We start from the raw sequence: 16983 nt of genomic DNA, 5'->3' as shown, positions 1-16983 counted from the left end.
CGTCCGTGTCGCGGCTGGAAGAGCGGATGACGGGCAGCGGGACCGCGTATCTGATCTCGGCACAACAGCAGGAAGCCGAGACCGACGCTGCTGAGTCCACTGTGGCTTCACCGGTTTCGGCGCTGTCCGATCCCGTCGCTGACGCGGGTACTTCGGCTCCTTCTCTGTCCGAAAAGGACGGTGTGGCCGTCGCAGAGGTCGCGGTGGAGGCCGAAGCCGCGACCGTCGACGCGCGGCAGGCCGACGAACCGGCCGAATCGGCGAACCGGGTGTCCCGGCCGATTCTCGCGGGCGCCGGTGTCGTCGGGCTCGTACTGCTCGCCGCGCCGCTTCTGGTGATGGCGCTGGTGAACCATGCCGACCCCACCCCGGCGCCCGTCCCCGACCCGGCAGCCTTCCAGGACAAGGCGGGCCCGCACGGCGGTCTGGTGCCCGGTGCCCAGCCGGACACCGGGGCCGCCGGCGGACTGCCGAACCCGGCCGTGCCCGCGCCGCCGGGTGCCCCGGCGGGCCAGCAGGCAGCACCGGGCGGTCTGCCTGCCGGTGCGCCACCAGCAGCTCCCGGCGGGCCCCCTGCCGCCCCCCAACCGCCCGCCGGGAGCCCTCCAGCCGCACAGTCCGCGCAGCCGTTCGCCATGGTGGCGGGACCCGGCTGTTCGGCCGGATCGTTCGGCAAGCCCGGGTACTACACCAAGGGCGACGAGGGCTGGCTCGGCAGCGGCAGTGGTGGTTACGGGGGTGACGGCTGCAACGGCAGCTTCTACTCGGTGCCGATGTCGGGCGACAACCGGGACGGCGACAACTCGGCCGTCTGGAACTTCACCACCGGCCCGGTTTCGCAGGGCAGCTGTCAGGTCCTGGTGTACATCCCGACCGGCGACGCGACCCGCGTCGGCGGCAACCCGTCCTACTACACCGTGTCCAGCGGCGGCTCCTTCCAGATCAACCAGACCCAGCAGCAGGGCCGCTGGGTCGACGCCGGCCGCTTCGCCGTGAGCGGCGGCAAGTTCTCCGTCCAGCTGCACTCCCGCGGCGTGGACTGGAAGAACAGCGGCGGCCTTGCTCACCACGCCGCCGCCCAGCTGAAGATCACCTGCTCCTGATCACGCGAGATCTCCGTCTGATCACGTGAGATCGCCGTCTGATCACGTGAGGTCGCAGGAACGTGCCCGGCGGTCTCACGTGCGGAAGCGGAGATCTCGCGTGACTGAGGAGAGGTTTCGCGTGCCTGAACGGAGAACTCGCGTGATTGGCGGCGTAACTCGTCAGGTCCGGAGGGCGGCGAGGTAGTCGGTGATACGGGGTGCTTCGGTCGCGGAGACGATCGCCGCGACGTAGTTGTCGGGGCGGATCAGTACGAGCGTGTCGCCTGCGACGCCGTAGGCGCGGGCGGCGTGACCGTCCTTATCGGACAGTCCGGGGGTGCCGGCGTCGATCGCGACCGGGTGTACCAGGTCGCCGTACGGGGTGGCGAGGCCGGGTAGTGCGGCCGCTGAGCGCTCGCCGAAGCCGAGCAGGGTGAAGTGCGGCCCGGCGAACGTCTCGAACAGCCGGACCACGGCGCCGGTTTCGACGTCTGCGCAAGGCGCGTCGGGCGCACGATCGCCCGGCTGAAGTGGACTGTCGCTTTTGGACGGTCGAAGCGCCAGTGGGCTCCAGCGGTAGCCGACGCCCAGTGTGCTGGTCTCCTCGGTCACCACGACATCGAGGCCGCCGCCCGGCTTCCTGATCTCGGCCAAGGCCGCGCGAAGCCGTTCCGAAGTGACCTCCAACGTCCACGCCGCGATCGGCAATCGCTCGGCCTCGTAGCTGTCCAGCAGCGCGTCCCCCGCCTCGCCCGCCGCGACGAGCGCGAGCTTCCAGCCCAGGTTGTACGCGTCCTGGATGCCGGTGTTCATGCCCATCCCGCCCGCGATCGGATGCACGTGGGCCGCGTCGCCCGCGAGCAGCACCCGCCCGGCGCGGTAGCGCTCGGCCATGCGCACGTTGACCCGGTAGGTCGAGAGCAACTCGGCCTTGGTCAGCCACTCGCCGGGCAGCCGGGCATAGCGGGCGAAAAGCCGCTGGAAGCTTTCCAGCGACGGGCCGAGCGGTTCGCCGCCGGCGCCGCGTTCCGGCGCGGCCTGGAACCACCACGTCCGCTCGGTGCCGGGTACCGGGCACAGCAGCACACCGCCGTCGGCGTCGAGCCACTGGTGCCAGAACCCGCGATCGATGCCCGTCACCTCCACGTCGCCGAGGACCATCCGCTGGTCCTCGGCGGTCTCGCCGACCAGCGGGACGCCGAGGAGCTTGCGGACCGCGCTGTGCCCGCCGTCGCAGCCGATCAGATACGCGGCCTCGAACCGGGTCCCGTCCGCGAGCGTGCCGATCACTGCTGCGCCGTCCTGGGTGAAGCCGGTCAGTTCGGCACCCAGTTCGACGTGGACGCCGTACTCGGCGAGCTTGTCCCGCAGGATCTCCTCGACCCGGTACTGCGCGATGAGCCAGCCTCGCTCGTAGGGCCGGTCGGGCGTCGGTCTGGCGCCCGCCCAAGGATCGACCGACGAGATCAGCTCGCCGTCCCGGTACTTCCGCATGACCGGCGCCGAGCTGCCCGCCGCGAAGATCCGGCTCAGCACGCCGAGGTCCTCGAAGATCTCCAGCGTCCGCTGGTTCGGCCCCTTGGCCCGGGAACTGCGCGGGAACTCCGGCGACTTCTCGATGACGCGGACGGGTGTACCGCGCCGGGCCAGTTCGCAGGCGAGGGTCAGGCCGGTCGGGCCCGCTCCTGCGATCACCACGGTGTTCATCGGTCTCCTCTCGGTTGGCGTCCAGTAAAACGTAACCGAGTCTCAAATACAACCGAGTTAAATTAATGACCGGGTGTTAAGATGGTGGACGTGAGTGAGCCGGTCGGCCTGCGGGCCAGGAAGCGGGAGCGCACGCGCAGGGCGATCTCCGAAGCCGCGATCGCGATGTTCCTGGCGGACGGGTTCGACGTGGTTTCGGTGGCCGACGTCGCGGCGGCCGCCGAGGTGTCCAAGCCGACGCTGTTCCGCTACTTCCCGACCAAGGAGGACCTCGTCCTCGACCGCTTCGCCGATCACCGTGGCGAGGCCGCCCGCGTCGTCCGCGGCCGTGAGCCCGACGAGAAGCCCCTCGCCGCGCTGAAGCGCCACATCCGCAATGCGCTCGACGAACGCGACCCGGTCACGGGGCTGTGCGACAACCCCGAAGTCCTCGCTTTCAACCGGCTCGTGTTCGGCACGCCCAGCCTGGCTGCGCGGCTGGCGCAGCTCCGCACGTACGACACCGACGAACTGGCCGGAGCCTTCCGGGAGGCGACCGGCGAGGAGAACCCCTTCATCTGCCGGCTGGTCGCCGTCCAGGTCGTCGCCGTGACCCACGAGCTCGCCCACCGCAACTGGGCGAAGCTCGCGGGCGGGCGCAGCGCCGACGACGTCCATCAGGAGGCCGTCGTGGCGCTGACCAGGGCATTCGCCCTGCTCGGCAAGGGCGCCGAAAAATTCGGCTACTGATTTCTCCGCGTATGTAGAGCGCGCGTCGCGTGCCCCGTCCTCTCCATGAAAGCGTCAAGATGGGCGCACGAAACGGTGAGGAGCCGGACATGCCGAAGTACATGCTGCTGCAGAACTACGAAGGCGGCGCGGACTGCGACGTCCCGATGACCGAGTGGACGCCCGAGGACATCAAGGCCCACATCGAGTTCCAGCACGTACTGAACCGGGAACTGGTCGCCAACGGCGAGTTCGTCGAGGCGCAGGGCCTGGCCGGGCCGGAGCTGGCCAAGAAGGTGACGTTCGACGGCGTGACCGCGCCGGTCGTGACCGACGGCCCGTTCCCCGAGGCCAAGGAACTGCTCGCCGGGTATCGCGTGGTGGACGTCGAATCAGAGGCCCGCGCGATCGAGATCGCCGCGAAGATCTCGGCGGCGCCGGGGCCCGCGGGGGCGCCGATCCAGCAGCCCGTCGAACTCCGCCAGATCATGGACGCCCCGCAGATCCAGCCGTGAGCACCGAACCCCGCGTCGAGGACCTGCTGCGCGAACTGGCGCCGCAGGTCCTCGGCGTCCTCGTGCGGCGGTACGGCGATTTCCCCGCAGCCGAGGACGCCGTCCAGGAGGCGCTGCTCGCCGCCGCGCTGCACTGGCCTGCCGGCGGAGTGCCGGACAACCCGCGCGGCTGGCTGATCCAGGCCGCGGTCCGCAAACTGACCGACCAGTACCGCAGTGAACAGGCGAGGCGGCGCCGGGAGGACGTCGCCGCGCTGCGGGAACTCCCGGCGGCGGACGTCCCCGATCGCGACGACACGCTCATCCTGCTGTTCCTGTGCTGCCATCCCGCGCTGACCCCGGCGTCGGCGGTGGCGCTGACGCTGCGGGCCGTCGGCGGCCTGACCACCGCCGAGATCGCGAACGCCTTCCTGGTGCCGGAGGCGACGATGGCCCAGCGCATCAGCCGGGCCAAGCAGAAGATCAAGTCCTCCGGCGAGCCGTTCCGGATGCCCGCCGACGCCGAGCGCGAGCGGCGGCTCCGGTCGGTCCTGCACGTGCTGTACCTGATCTTCAACGAGGGTTACGCCAGCAGCGTCGGCAGCGACCTGCAGCGCACCGAACTCGCCGTGGAGGCCATCCGCCTGACCCGCCTGGCCTACCGGATACTGCCCGAGGACGGCGAGGTCGCGGGCCTGCTCGCGCTCATGCTGCTCACCGATGCCCGCCGCGCGGCCCGCGCGGGTGCCGGTGGCGAGCTGATCCCGCTGGCGGACCAGGATCGCGGGTTGTGGGACCGCGAGCAGATCCGGGAGGGCGTCGCGCTGAGCACCGCGGCCCTCGCGCGGGGCCTGCTGGGGGAGTACCGCCTGCAGGCCGGGATCGCCGCCGTGCACGACATCGCGCTGCGCGTCGAGGACACCGACTGGGCGCGGATCCTCACGCTGTACGGGATGCTCGAACGGCTGACGGGGAATCCGATGGTCTCGCTCAACCGCGCCGTCGCGGCGGCCATGGTGCACGGCCCGCGGGCTGGTCTGGACCTGCTTGACGCCGTCGCCTGCCGCCTCGCCGGGCACTACCGCCTCGACGCCGTGCGCGCACACCTCCTCGAACTCGCCGGGGATCCCGCCTCCGCCGAAAGGCACTACCGCGCCGCCGCGGCCCGCACCACGAACCTGCCGGAACAGCAATACCTGACGACCCAGGCCGCCCGCCTGCACACCCGCCACGACCGTCCATAAAGGACGCGCCGGGAATCGTCCCGCGGGGTCATGGCCGGAAGATCATGGTGACGGCGTTCGGGGAGTCCTTGTCCAGTGCGGCGGCGAAGATCGGCGCGACGCCGCATAGCGCCCCGAGCCACCACACCCCTTGGTGCGCCACAGTGATCAGCGCCGCAGCACACCCCGCCGTGCCCATCGCGAAGAACAGCGTGCCGCGAGCGACCAGTTTCGGCCCCCGGGCTTCCTCCCTGTCCCACGCGTGTTCGGCCCTGGAGCGCGCGATCCGGAAGACCGTCCACAACGCGATCAGGCACAGCCCGCCGATGATCCCGCCGAGGATCGTGCTCGCCTCGAGGAACAGCTCGGCCAGACCCCAGCCGAGCAGGGCGCCGGGCCCGGCGGTGAGGCAGAACTGAAGGAGGTAGGCCACCAGGCCGACGAGAAAATCCAGCAAACGCATCGACAACACCGTTCCCCCGGCCGGAAGTACCTGTCTCATGTGACGGTTTGGCCACGCGCGGGGTTCCGTGCCGCCGGCCCGCGGTGGGACACGCTCGGACCTCCCCCGCCACACGGCGTGTCCCACCTTCCCGGACCCCGGTCCCACTGTCGCGCACTCCGCGTCACACGTTCGGCCGCCTGGACGCCGGGAAGTAGACCACTGTCAGACCAATTCGCGGCCGAAACCTACTGGTGACCGTGTCCGCTGAGGCATCATCGGCGGACGGATTGGTCCATCGGACCTCGCGGGCGGCCTTGGCCGCGCCGTGTGCATGGCGTGTGCTGGATCCGGTCGCCCGGCCTCGGATTCGGCGGTGAGGAGGGCAAGATGACGGCCCCCGGAAAGATCGGCGAAGTGCGGGCACGGCTGCTCGACCTCGTCGACCTCCTGCCCGAAGGGGCCCCGTTGCCCCCGGAGCGCGAACTCGCGGTCCGCTGGCAGGTCGCGCGCATGACGTTGCGCCGCGCGATGGACGACCTCGTGCTGCAGGACCTGCTGGTGCGCAGGCAGGGCAGCGGCACGTTCACGTCGCGGCCGAAGGTCAGCCGCAGGCTCGCGATGACGTCGTTCTCCGAGGAGATGCGGCGCCGGGGCATGCGGCCGGCGAGCCGCACGCTCGAACTGCGCCGCCGCCGGGGCGACCGCGCGCGGTGTCGGCTGCTGCGGATCCCCGCGGGCGACCTCGTGGTCGAGTTCGTCCGGCTCCGGCTGGCCGATGACGCGCCGATGGCGCTGGAGCGCACCTTCGTCCCGGACCGCTACGTCCCGGGCCTCGCGATCGACGACCTCAACAGCTCCTGGTACGAGCTGCTCGCGACCCGCTACGGCACCGACATCGTCACCGGTACCTGTCAGCTGGACCCGGTGCTGCCGGACCAGCGGACCGCCGAACAGCTCCAGATCCCGGTCACCCAGCCGTGCCTGCGCATCCGCGGGATCAGCCTCGACGCGCGGGGCAGGGTGATGGAGAGCTGCGAAGCGACCTACCGCGGTGACCGGTACGCCATCACCGCCGATCTCCGCAGGCCCGGCCGGACGGCCGAACGCAGTGCGCTGAGCTGACCCGAATCCCGTACCCACCTGGAGGCATCATGGCCATGCGCGGAATCCCTCGCCTGCGGCAGATCCGGACGGCGGGTGCCGGGATCCTCGCCGCGATCCTCGCCACCGGCGTGCTCACCGCGTGCGGCGGTGACTCCGGTGGCGCGGTGACGCTGACGTTCTGGACGCACACGCATCCGCCGATGATCAAGCTCAACCAGGCGCTCATCGCGGAATACGAACAGCAACACCCCAATGTCAAGATCAAGTACCAGCAGATCCCGAACGACGAGTTCGACACGAAGATGCTGACCGCGATGAGCAACGGCACCGGCCCGGACGTGCTCAACATGGACGACAGCGCGTTGCGCGGCGAGTATCTCCCCAAGCGCTTGCTGGCCCCGATCGACCTCGGCGCGTTCGGCGTGCAGTCCGCGGACGCGCTCAAAGCGCGCTACGTACCGGGGACGCTGGACGGCGCGTCGGCCGACAAGGAGCTCTTCGGCCTGCCGAGCGAGTTCAACGCCACCGCGTTCGCCATCAACACCAAGCATTTCGCCGACGCCGGTCTCGATCCGAACGCGCCGCCGAAGACGTGGCAGGACGTGACCGAGGCGTCGAAGAAGCTCGCCGCCGCGCAGCACACCCAGGCGTTCAGCTTTCTGTACCTGCATTCCGGCTGGTACACCCAGCAACTGCAGACGCTGCTGAACGAGACCGGCGGCACGATCACCGACCAGAAACACGAGAAGGCGACCGTGACGACGCCCGAAGCGCAGGCGGCGTTGAAGCTCTGGACCGATCTCGCCACCGGCGAAGGACGTACGGCCGACCCGAACAAGACCTCGCGCGAGGCGACCTCGCCGTTCAGCGATCTCGCCACCGGGCGCCAGTCGATGGCGATCGTCTACCCGTGGGCGATGGAGCAGATCCGGCAGAGCAACCCCGACACCTACCAGCAGCTCAAGCTCGTCCCGCTGCCGCAGGTGAACCCGGCGAACCCGGTGAACCGCTGGTACGGCTACTACTGGGCGGTCAGCAGGGCGAGCAAGCACCAGGACCAGGCCTGGCAGTTCATCGCCTACCTCGCGAGCCAGTCACAGCGCTGGCTGTCGGACGTGAAGTTCATCCAGCCGGTGAAGGACTGGGACACCAGCGCCGCCGGCAAACAGGTCCCCGGCCTCGAGGTCTGGTCGGCGGCCTATCAGAAGGGGAAGTTCGACGAGGTCGCCCCGCACTACGCCGAGATCAAGGATGCCGTGATGGGGATGGTCAACGACACCGTCTTCGACCGCGTCGCGATCCCGGAGGCCACGCGGAAGGCCGCCGAGCGGATCAACCGCAGCCTGGGGAGCTGAGCGGATGGCGGTGCTCTCGATCCGGCCCAAGGCACCGGAAACCCCGGCACCCCGGCGGAACAAGCCGGTGCGGCGGCGCAACGTCGTCGGCATCCTGCTGGCGGTGCCCGCGATGGCGTTGTTCCTCGCCTTCGCGATCTACCCGATGCTGCGGGTGTTCTACCTGTCCCTGTTCGACTACAGCCTGACCGCGCCGCCGGAGTTCGTCGGATTCGACAACTTCGCTTATCTGGCAACGGATCCGCAGTTCGGTGCCGCGCTGTGGCAGACCGTGGTGTACGCGGTGGGCACCTATGTCCCCGCGATCGTCCTCGCGCTCGTGCTGGCCCACGCCCTCAACACGCGGGCACGCGGCAGCGGCCTGTTGCGCCTGCTGTACTTCCTGCCGGTGGCGATCAGCTGGGTCGCGGTGTCGGTGATCTGGCGGGTCGTGCTCAACCCGGACGGCCTGCTCAACCAGGCGCTCGGCCTGCACCTCAACTGGCTCACCAGTTCCGGCAGCGCGATGTGGGGACTGGTGCTCATGGGGGTGTGGAAGGAAACCGGGTTCTTCCTGATCCTCTTCCTCGCCGGGCTCCAGTCCATTCCCGGCGAACTCTACGAAGCGTCCCGTTTGGACGGTGCGGGTGCCTTCGCGCGCTTCCGCTACATCACCTGGCCGATGCTGCTCCCGGTGACCGCGGTGTGCTCGGTGATGGCGGTGATCCGCGGGTTCCAGGCGTTCAGCCCGCAACTGGTGCTCACCAACGGCGGATTCGGCACCCAGGTGGTGAACCTGTTCGTGTACAAGACCGCGTTCGAGAACGCCAGGATGGGCCGCGCGTCCGCGGTCGCGGTGCTCATGTTCCTGCTGCTGTTCGGGCTGACCCTGGTACAGCTCAAGGTGTTCGCGAGGAGGGACCGATGACCGGGCGGCGGACTCCGGCCGCGCGTGCGGGGCGCGCGACGACGCTGATCGTGGCCGGGCTCGGCGGGCTGGTGTTCGTCTCCGTGCTGGTCTACGCGGTGCTGACCGCGCTCAAACCATCGGCGGAGGTGCTGTCGGTTCCGCTGCGCTGGCTGCCGACGAAGTTCGCCTGGGAGAACGTCACCCTGCCGTTCACCGAGACGCCGTTCGCGCGGTACTTTCTCAACAGCACGGTCGTCGGGATCAGCGTCACCCTGCTGAACGTGCTGACGTGCACCGCGGCGGGGTTCAGTTTCGCGAAGTTCCGGTACCGGGGCCGCGACGCCGCGTTCATGATCGTGCTGGCGACGCTGATGATCCCGGTCGAGATCATCTACGTCCCGTTGTACAGCCTGGTCTACTCGCTCGGCTGGGTGGACAGCTTCGCCGGGCTCATCGTCCCCGCCGGGACCAGCGCGTTCGGGATTTTCCTGATGCGCCAGGCGATCGGCAACGTCCCGGACGAACTGCTGGAGGCGGCGCGGCTGGACGGCGCGGGGGATCTGCGCACGCTGGTGTCGATCGTGGCGCCGGTGGTGAAGGGCCCGATGGCGGCGCTGGCGTTGTTCATCTTCATGCTCAACTGGGATTCACATCTGTGGCCGCTGCTGGTCGCCTCCGACGACGAGCACCGGACGCTGCCGGTGGGGCTGGCGGCCATGCAGGCGAACAACCTGGGCAGCGCCGCGGTGCCGATGATGCTCGTCGCCGCGCTGCTGGCGGCGCTGCCGACGGTGCTGTTGTTCGTGACACTGCAACGCCGGTTCGTCGAGGGCGTCACGATGTCGGCAGGTATCCGATGAGTACCCGGACATGGGTCGCGGTCGACAGCGGGCAGACCGGGATGCGGCTGCTGGCCGGTCCCGTGCCCCGGATCGGCCGCGGTCCCGGTTTCGACTACCGGCAGGGCGATCCGGTCGCCACGATCACCGCGGCGGTGCGGGTCGCGGCGCTTGACGCGGGGCTCTCCGGCCCGGTCGGCGTCGTCTGTCTCGGCCTGACCGGCTGCCCGGCCGAGCCCGCGGATCTCGACCGGCTCGGCGTCGCGATCGCCGCGGTGCTGGGCGCCGCCGAGGTGCGGCTGTGCGAGGACATGGTGACCGCGCACGCCGGGGCGCTGCGGCACGGGCACGGCGTCGTGCTGGCGGCCGGGACCGGGGTGGTGTGTCTCGCCGTCGGCAAGGACGGGGAATACCGGAAGGTCGACGGCAGCGGGTACCTGCTCGGTGACTCCGGGAGCGGGTTCGCGATCGGGCGGGCCGGGCTCGCCGCGGTACTCGCCGCCGCGGACGGCCGGGGCGAGGCGACCACGCTCACCACCGCGGCCGAACGCCGCTACGGCCTCGGACCCGGGCTGGCGCAACGGATCCACCAGGCCCCGGCCCCGGTCGCCACCGTCGCGGCCTTCGCGCCCGACGTCTTCGCCGCGGCCGCCCGCCGGGACGCGGTCGCCGGGGCGATCGTGACCGGTGCCGCCGGGGACCTCGCGCACACCGCCGCCGCGGCGGTACGGGTACTCGACCACGGCGACGCCGTCCCGGTGGCCTGCACCGGCCGCGTGTTCGAGGCGGGCAAGCTGTTGCTCGCCCCGCTCCGCGAGCGGCTGGCCGATCTCGCCCCGGCGGCGCGGCTCGTCCCACCCGCCGGCGACCCGCTCGACGGTGCCGTCCGCCTCGCCACGGCCGAACCGGGGCCGTATGCCCGTCTCATGCACGTACACCGTGGTACGGCCGCCTTTCCGGCCGCCGAGGAGGCCCTCGTGAAGAACGCTGTGGAGAACACCTTGGACACGCTGCCCTTTCCGGCCGGTGCGCTGCTGGTGTCGTGCCAGGCCCAGCCGGGCAATCCGCTGCACGGCCCCGCCTCGATGGCGCGGATGGCCGCCGCCGCTGCCGCCGGCGGCGCACGCGCCATTCGCGCGAACGGGCCCGCCGACGTCGCCGCCATCCGGTCCGAAGTGGACATACCGGTGCTCGGCATCAACAAGGTCGCCTCGCCGGACGGGGTGTTCATCACGCCCTCGTTCGCATCCGCCGCCGAGGTCGTGCGGGCGGGGGCGGCGATGGTGGCCGTCGACGGGACCGCCCGCCCGCGCCCCGGCGGCGGCACGCTGGGCGAGCAGATCCGGCGGATCCACGACGAGCTGCGGGTGCCGGTGATGGCCGACGTCGACACCGTCGCCGCGGCCGTCATGGCCAGGGAAGCGGGCGCCGACGTCGTCGCCACGACGCTGGCCGGATACACCGGCGGCCCGGTGCCGGAGGGGCCGGACGTCGATCTCGTGGCGGCGCTGGTGGCCCGGCTCGACTGCCCGATCGTGGCCGAAGGCCGCTACCGCAGTGCCGAGGACGTGCGGGCGGCCGTCGACGCCGGGGCGTACGCCGTCGTCGTCGGCACGGCCATCACGAACCCGATGGCCATCACCACCCGGCTCGCGAAGGCCCTGTCGTGAGTGTGCGGATCGGGCACGGCCGCGTCGTCCTCGACGTGCCCGTCGGCACCCCGCTCGGCGGCTACGCCGCGCGGGCAGGGACGAGCACCGGCATCCTCGACCCGCTGGAGGTGCACGCGGTGACGATCAGCGCGGGCCCGCGCCGGTTCGCCTGGGTCGTCGCCGATCTGCCCGCGGTGAACACCGATCTGGCCGGCCCGTTGCTGAGCAGGTTGGCCGGATCGCTGCGGACCTGTCCCGAGCTGGTGTGGTTCTCGGCGACACACACGCATTCCGGGCCCGAGGTCGGTTGTCACCCCGGTGGCGGCCGGACTCCACCCGAGTGGACCAGTCCACTGCTCCGGACCGGTGAGCGCGCGGCCGCACGCGCCATGATCGCCGAGGTGCCCGGTCAGCTCACCATCCACAAGGGACTCATCGGCGACGTCGGCGGGCAGCGCAGCGGGCCGTCCCCGCGCGCGGACGTACCGGTGACCGTGCTGGCCGCGCGCAACCGGGAACTGGTGCTCGGTGTCCTCGTCGTGTTGCCGATTCATCCGACCGTGCTGGGCGCGGACAACCTCCTGGTCAGCGCGGACCTCGCCGGGGCGGTGCGGCGCGCGGTGGCCGAGCGGCTCGGCGGCTGGGCGGTGGTGGCCACCGGTGCCGCGGGGGACATCAGCACCCGGCCGCACCGCAGGGAGCAGCGCCCCGGCGAACTGGACCGGCTCGGCGCGCTGGCCGCCGAGCAGATCCTCGCGCTGGTCAGGACGCCGGGGACGCCGGTCGACCTCGGCCGTCGTCCGCTCGCCGGCGCGCGGACCTGGTCGTTCGCGTTGCCGGGCCGCGCGGGCGAACCCGCACCGGAGACCGGCTCCATCCGGGAACGGCTCGACGCGGCACACCGGGCGGGAGACCCGGTGGCGGTCCGTGAAGCCGAGACGGCGTTGCAGGGAGCCGAGCTGGCCGCGTCCGCGAGGATCGGGGACCCGCGGTTGGTGGTGAGCGCGGTCCAGCTCGGCGAGCTGGGGATGATCGGCTTCGGCGGGGAGCCGTACCTGGCCGTCGAATCCGCCTTGGAGTCCGAAGTGGACGGACCGATCACGCTGGTGGGCTACACGGGCGGGTATCTCGGCTATCTGCCCGGTGCCGCGGCTTACGAAACCGACGTCTACGAGGTCAACATCTCACCCGTGGCCGCGGGAGGCGCCGAACTCGCCGTGTCGGAAGCGGTCCGGCTGCTGCGGGCCTGCTCCGTTTGACCCACTACGTTTGTCGGTGACCGGGATCTCATTGTTTTGTTCAAGCGACAGATAATGCTGCCGAATCCGCTGGGCAACCCTGATTCAGTTCGGGGAAAGAGGATTTGTGACGGGTCCGGCCGACCCCTAGACGGCCGGACCCGTCCTCCTTGCTTCCTGGCAGGCGGAGCGCCATCACGGCGGGCGGCGGGGATGCCACCTCCGCACCAGGTCTCACGTTGGTGAAGCCCCGAGTTAGTTAGTACACTGACATGAGACCGTTAGTCAACCCGTGTGGGTTTAAGGCCGGGTTACGGGGCGACGGAGTGAAGGGAACTGTCCACCGACGGGAAAGCGCCGCCCTGGTCCGGGGCCACTGTCGGTGGAGGAACTGTCTACTACGATTCTGGGTCAGCACCCGATCGACGCTGACTCGCTAGGAGGGCTGGGTGGCCATGGGCGACGGGGACGCGGAGAAGTCGCGGGCTTCCGGGCCGGGATCGACGCTGGCCGATCGGTTGAACTACCTGTTCGACACCGTTCAGGACGGGCGTCTGATGCGGCCCTACACCAATGGCGAGGTCGCCAGAGCGGTGGTCGCGGCCGGGGGCAGCCTCAGCGAGAATTACCTGTGGATGCTGCGGAACGGGCAGAAAGACAATCCAACTTTCAAGCATCTGAAGGCGATCGCGGACTTCTTCGGCGTTCCCGCCGGGTATTTCTTCGACGACGCGGTGGAAGGGCGGCTTCGCGACCAGCTGGCCGCGTTGAAAGCGGCCACCGGTTCCGGCGATATCCGGCTGATGGCCAGCCGGGCGGGCGAACTCTCCCCGGAGAACCGCCGGAAAATCGTCGACATGGTGGATATGGTGTACCGCCTCGAAAGAGGCCATGATGGGCGGGATACCTGAGAGCGCCCGGTTTCCTCTCCTCCGGTGCGCGCGTCGGCGACGTAGTTTGGGGCGGCCACCATGAAGGAACGGGTGTTGCGGCGACAGTGCCGCCGCCTGCTCAGAGAACTGGACATCCAAGCGCCACTGGACGTACGCGGGCTCTGTGACCGGCTGGCCGAACACCGGGGCAGGCCGATCAAGCTCGTCGACTACCCGCTGCCGGTGCCGGGCGAGTTCGGGGTCTGGTTCGCCAGCGACACCACCGACTACATCCTCTATCAGCGGGAAACCACGAAGACCCACCAGGATCACATCATCCTGCACGAGGTGGGGCACATCGTCGCCGGGCACAGCAGTGACGAAACCGACGACGCGCTGCTGCAACGGCTGTACCCCGACATCGCTCCGGACGTCGTCCGGCGCGCGCTGCTGCGCCGGACGCACTACGACGCCGATCAGGAACGGGAAGCGGAAACGGTGGCGACGATCATCCTGGAATGGGCGTCGGTCATCAACTACGTTGCCCCGCAGGTGCCCGGTGGCCGGGCACTGCAGACCGCGCTCAACGGCCGCAGGGGCTGGCTGTGAGCCTGCAGATCACGCTGCTGGTCGCGCTCACGATCGGTGCACTGTGGAAGACCGTCGACCTCGTCCGCTCCGCCCGTGACCGGCTGCTCCGCCTGCTGGTGGCGTGTCTGTGGCTGCTCGCGCTCGGCCACGCGCTGAGTCTCACGGTCGTGACGAAGGCCCTCGACGACGCGACGACGCCGGGTGTGTCCAAGGTCGCCTACAACGCGCTGGTCATGGGCGGGCTGTTCGCGCTGGTGTCCTTTTTCGTCTACGCGACGCGCGGCGACGGGCCCGCCAGCCGCCGCCGGTTCCGGATCGACGGGCTCCTGCTCGCCGCGACCCTGCTCACGATGCTCGTGCTGATGATCGTGACGCCCGCCGCGCTGCGCGGGCACACGTTGTCCACCCCGCACATCACCGAGGCGCCGATCGCGTGGTTCTACATCGTCGGGAACGTCTACTTCGTCTACGCGTACCTCGTCAGCGGGCTGTGGGCGCTGCGGTACTCGGTCCCGGCGTCGCGCTATCTCACGATCGCGTTGTGGATCATCACTCTCGGTCTCGCCGGGCTCATGTTCACCTCGATCAACCGCGCGATCTGGGTGATCATCCGCTACAACGGCGGCCCGCCGCTCAAGGGGCTCAACGCGATCAACTGGCCGATCTCCAACGCGTCGTTCGTGCTCGTCACGCTCGGGATGTGCCTGCCGGCGGTGGTTCAGCTGATCGGGGCGATCCGCTCGTGGCTGCTGCACCGCAGGCTCTACCACGAACTGGACCCGCTCTGGTCGGCGCTGAACCGGGCCTTCCCGGAGCTGATGCTGGAGCGTCCCGAGAACGGCCGGTTCCGGTTCGGCCGTACGCACCGCGGGTTCTACCGCAGGCTCATCGAATGCCGGGACGGGCTCGTGCGGCTCAGCCCGTACATCGCGATCGCCGCGAAGGGGGAGGACGTCAGCCGCTGCACCCCCGAGGAACTCGCCGGATACATCAGGTTCGCCCTCACGCTGAAGCCGGGTGAGGAGGATCCCCGTAACGCGCTGAACGCGGTTTCGGTGGCGGTCCCGGAGGGGAGCGACATGAATGCGGACGTGCTCGGTCTCGTCGCGGTGTCGAACGCTCTGGCGGGAAGCCGCGCGTGAGCGAAGCGTTGCTGCTGAGTGGATCGCGGGTACTGGTCGGCCCGGCGGGCGAGTTCGTCGACGACGGCGCCGTCCTGGTGGAGGACGGGATGATCCGCGTTGTGGGGCCGCGCCAGGATGTCGAGCGGGTGGCCGGGCCGGGCACACCGCAGCGGGTTTTCCCGGACGCGACCATCCTGCCCGGCCTGATCGACTCGCACGTCCATCTCGCCTTCGACTCGAGCGCCGATCCGCTCACCGCGGTCGCCCACGCGGACCCGGCGAGGCTGCTGCTGGGGATGGCGGGCCGGGCCCAGCAGCTGGTGTCCGCCGGGGTCACCACCGCCCGCGACCTCGGTGACCGGGATGCCCTGTCGGTCGTGCTACGGGACGCGATCGCGGCCGGAACGCTTGCCGGGCCCCGGATCCTCGCCGCGACGTCGCCGCTGACCTGCCCTGGCGGGCATTGCGGGTTCCTCGGCGGTGAGGTCGGCACGGACGCCGAGATCCGCGAACGGATCAAGCGTGTCGCCGCCGAGGGCGCGGACCTCGTCAAGGTGATGGCTTCCGGCGGCGCGCTGACGCCTGGTGGGCCGAAGATGTGGGAACCGCAGTTCACCGCCGCCCAGCTGCGGCTCATCGTCGCGCAGGCGGCGGGGCACGGCCTCGGCGTCGCCGCGCACGCTCACGGCACGGACACGATCGCGCACTGCGTCGAGGCCGGGGTGCGGACGCTGGAACACTGCTCGTGGCGCGTCGCGTCGGGACTGCGCTACGACCACGACCTCGCCCGCGAGATCGCCGCGCGGCGGATCGGGGTGTGCCGGTGCGTTTCCGGTGACTGGCGGTTGTTCCTCACCCAGCTCGGGCGGAACGCGGACGCGCTGGTCGATTCCATCCTGCGCATGCGGGAAGCCGGGGTGCTGTTCATCGCGGGCACCGACGCCGGGGTGCCCGGCGCACGGTTCGACGATTACGTCGGCATGCTGGAATTCTTCGCCGAACTCGGCTTCGGGAACGCCGAAATCGTCGACATGGCCACGGTGAACGCCGCCGAGGCGCTCGATCTGCGGGACACCGGGCGGCTCGCGGCCGGGCTACGAGCCGACGTCCTCGTCGTGCGCGGCGACCCGCTGACCGAGCTGAGCGCGCTCCGCGACGTCGCCCTCGTCCTCACCGCCGGACGCGTCCACATTCCCGGCTGACATCGCCCGGTACCGCCGTGGTCCACAGTGGACTGAAGGGGGCACGGATCCTCTGGGTATACCCCCACCCTCCCGGGGGCACCCCTGCAACCAGCCTATCGCGCCGGGGGTGCGGGGAGGGGATGCTCGGCGAATCTGTGGATAGCCGGTGTGGTTGTGGACAACCTCGCGCGAGGACACTTCAGCGGGTCGTTAGGGGCACATCGAGGGCCAGCCGTCCTGATGAGCCCCACGAGCAACACATACCTCGTGAGTCACGCCTCCCACGCATGCCGAACGCTCCAAAGGGGGGCCTTCACAGCACTCAGCGCGCGCAAAGCTCCCTTCACAGCGCCACAGTCCACAAAGGGCAATTTGAGGAGATGGGCGGTGGGGGGGGTGGGGCCGTTGGGGGGGTTGTAGGGGGGGTTGTTCCCTTAGGGGCACCCCCTGGGCGGGGGTAGGGGGGGTGTTGT

16 protein-coding genes are annotated in these 16983 nt (G+C 70.3%); 14 read left to right on the top strand and 2 right to left on the bottom strand.

The features are described from left to right. Positions 1-5 precede the first annotated feature (5 nt). Positions 6-1103, top strand: a complete 1098-nt coding sequence (locus ACFW0G_RS29035; RefSeq protein WP_378328594.1) for a hypothetical protein — start codon at positions 6-8, stop codon at positions 1101-1103. A 162-nt stretch (positions 1104-1265) separates the two neighbouring features. Here ACFW0G_RS29035 and ACFW0G_RS29030 read toward each other — a convergent pair whose 3' ends face one another. Next, positions 1266-2792, bottom strand: coding sequence for an FAD-dependent monooxygenase (locus ACFW0G_RS29030; protein ID WP_378328593.1), 1527 nt, complete (start codon positions 2790-2792; stop codon positions 1266-1268). Between the two features lie 81 nt (positions 2793-2873). Between ACFW0G_RS29030 and ACFW0G_RS29025 the strand changes: the two genes are divergently transcribed. The 3 genes from ACFW0G_RS29025 (at position 2874) to ACFW0G_RS29015 (ending at position 5238) form a co-directional block, all read left to right on the top strand. Beyond that, on the top strand, positions 2874-3521 hold the full coding sequence (locus ACFW0G_RS29025; RefSeq protein ID WP_378328592.1) for a TetR/AcrR family transcriptional regulator: 648 nt from the start codon (positions 2874-2876) through the stop codon (positions 3519-3521). 89 nt (positions 3522-3610) lie between these two features. Further along, a complete protein-coding gene (locus ACFW0G_RS29020) occupies positions 3611-4015 on the top strand; it encodes a YciI family protein (protein WP_378328591.1) in 405 nt (134 codons plus the stop codon). After that, positions 4012-5238 (top strand): RNA polymerase sigma factor, encoded by a 1227-nt coding sequence (locus tag ACFW0G_RS29015; RefSeq protein WP_378328590.1) that lies wholly within the window; start codon positions 4012-4014, stop codon positions 5236-5238. The genes ACFW0G_RS29020 and ACFW0G_RS29015 overlap by 4 nt, the downstream gene beginning before the upstream one ends. Before the next feature lie 28 nt (positions 5239-5266). Here the strand turns inward: ACFW0G_RS29015 and ACFW0G_RS29010 are convergent, their stop codons facing one another. After that, positions 5267-5680, bottom strand: a complete 414-nt coding sequence (locus ACFW0G_RS29010; protein ID WP_378328589.1) for a hypothetical protein — start codon at positions 5678-5680, stop codon at positions 5267-5269. 369 nt (positions 5681-6049) lie between these two features. Here ACFW0G_RS29010 and ACFW0G_RS29005 point away from each other — a divergent pair, with 369 nt between their 5' ends. The 10 genes from ACFW0G_RS29005 to ACFW0G_RS28960 all read left to right on the top strand — a co-directional run bounded on the left by ACFW0G_RS29005 (position 6050) and on the right by ACFW0G_RS28960 (position 16528). Next, entirely contained in the window at positions 6050-6784 is a 735-nt protein-coding gene (locus ACFW0G_RS29005; RefSeq protein ID WP_378328588.1) for a GntR family transcriptional regulator, read from the top strand. A 29-nt stretch (positions 6785-6813) separates the two neighbouring features. Then, complete coding sequence (locus ACFW0G_RS29000) at positions 6814-8121, top strand: ABC transporter substrate-binding protein (protein ID WP_378328587.1); 1308 nt, start codon at positions 6814-6816, stop codon at positions 8119-8121. 4 nt (positions 8122-8125) lie between these two features. Then, complete coding sequence (locus ACFW0G_RS28995) at positions 8126-9028, top strand: carbohydrate ABC transporter permease (protein ID WP_378328586.1); 903 nt, start codon at positions 8126-8128, stop codon at positions 9026-9028. Then, positions 9025-9870 carry a carbohydrate ABC transporter permease gene (locus ACFW0G_RS28990; RefSeq protein WP_378328585.1) on the top strand — a complete coding sequence of 282 codons (846 nt, stop codon included), beginning with the start codon at positions 9025-9027 and terminating at the stop codon, positions 9868-9870. Before ACFW0G_RS28995 ends, ACFW0G_RS28990 begins: the two co-directional genes overlap by 4 nt. After that, on the top strand, positions 9867-11519 hold the full coding sequence (locus tag ACFW0G_RS28985; protein WP_378328584.1) for a putative N-acetylmannosamine-6-phosphate 2-epimerase: 1653 nt from the start codon (positions 9867-9869) through the stop codon (positions 11517-11519). Before ACFW0G_RS28990 ends, ACFW0G_RS28985 begins: the two co-directional genes overlap by 4 nt. Beyond that, positions 11516-12760, top strand: coding sequence for a hypothetical protein (locus ACFW0G_RS28980; protein WP_378328583.1), 1245 nt, complete (start codon positions 11516-11518; stop codon positions 12758-12760). The genes ACFW0G_RS28985 and ACFW0G_RS28980 overlap by 4 nt, the downstream gene beginning before the upstream one ends. Before the next feature lie 428 nt (positions 12761-13188). Continuing rightward, positions 13189-13650: an XRE family transcriptional regulator gene (locus tag ACFW0G_RS28975; RefSeq protein WP_378328582.1), complete on the top strand. Its 462-nt coding sequence runs from the start codon at positions 13189-13191 to the stop codon at positions 13648-13650. Positions 13651-13710: 60 nt separating this feature from the next. After that, positions 13711-14220, top strand: a complete 510-nt coding sequence (locus tag ACFW0G_RS28970) for a hypothetical protein (protein ID WP_378328581.1) — start codon at positions 13711-13713, stop codon at positions 14218-14220. Beyond that, entirely contained in the window at positions 14217-15344 is a 1128-nt protein-coding gene (locus tag ACFW0G_RS28965) for an MAB_1171c family putative transporter (RefSeq protein WP_378328580.1), read from the top strand. The genes ACFW0G_RS28970 and ACFW0G_RS28965 overlap by 4 nt, the downstream gene beginning before the upstream one ends. Next, on the top strand, positions 15341-16528 hold the full coding sequence (locus ACFW0G_RS28960; RefSeq protein ID WP_378328579.1) for an amidohydrolase family protein: 1188 nt from the start codon (positions 15341-15343) through the stop codon (positions 16526-16528). Before ACFW0G_RS28965 ends, ACFW0G_RS28960 begins: the two co-directional genes overlap by 4 nt. Positions 16529-16983: the final 455 nt, after the last annotated feature.

It is taken from the genome of Amycolatopsis sp. NPDC058986 (assembly GCF_042741125.1).
Lineage (GTDB): Bacteria > Actinomycetota > Actinomycetes > Mycobacteriales > Pseudonocardiaceae > Amycolatopsis.
Note: the sequence above shows the minus strand (reverse complement) of the source record. Positions and strands in the feature narration are given on the sequence as shown.

Excerpts from the sequence above, each read along its gene's own strand:
- ACFW0G_RS29030 (WP_378328593.1), bottom strand. The coding sequence starts at position 2,792 with ATGAACACCGTGGTGATCGCAGGAGCGGGCCCGACCGGCCTGACCCTC.
- ACFW0G_RS29025 (WP_378328592.1), top strand. The coding sequence starts at position 2,874 with ATGGTGGACGTGAGTGAGCCGGTCGGCCTGCGGGCCAGGAAGCGGGAG.
- ACFW0G_RS29020 (WP_378328591.1), top strand. The coding sequence starts at position 3,611 with ATGCCGAAGTACATGCTGCTGCAGAACTACGAAGGCGGCGCGGACTGC.
- ACFW0G_RS29010 (WP_378328589.1), bottom strand. The coding sequence starts at position 5,680 with ATGCGTTTGCTGGATTTTCTCGTCGGCCTGGTGGCCTACCTCCTTCAG.
- ACFW0G_RS29005 (WP_378328588.1), top strand. The coding sequence starts at position 6,050 with ATGACGGCCCCCGGAAAGATCGGCGAAGTGCGGGCACGGCTGCTCGAC.
- ACFW0G_RS29000 (WP_378328587.1), top strand. The coding sequence starts at position 6,814 with ATGGCCATGCGCGGAATCCCTCGCCTGCGGCAGATCCGGACGGCGGGT.
- ACFW0G_RS28995 (WP_378328586.1), top strand. The coding sequence starts at position 8,126 with ATGGCGGTGCTCTCGATCCGGCCCAAGGCACCGGAAACCCCGGCACCC.
- ACFW0G_RS28990 (WP_378328585.1), top strand. The coding sequence starts at position 9,025 with ATGACCGGGCGGCGGACTCCGGCCGCGCGTGCGGGGCGCGCGACGACG.
- ACFW0G_RS28985 (WP_378328584.1), top strand. The coding sequence starts at position 9,867 with ATGAGTACCCGGACATGGGTCGCGGTCGACAGCGGGCAGACCGGGATG.
- ACFW0G_RS28970 (WP_378328581.1), top strand. The coding sequence starts at position 13,711 with ATGAAGGAACGGGTGTTGCGGCGACAGTGCCGCCGCCTGCTCAGAGAA.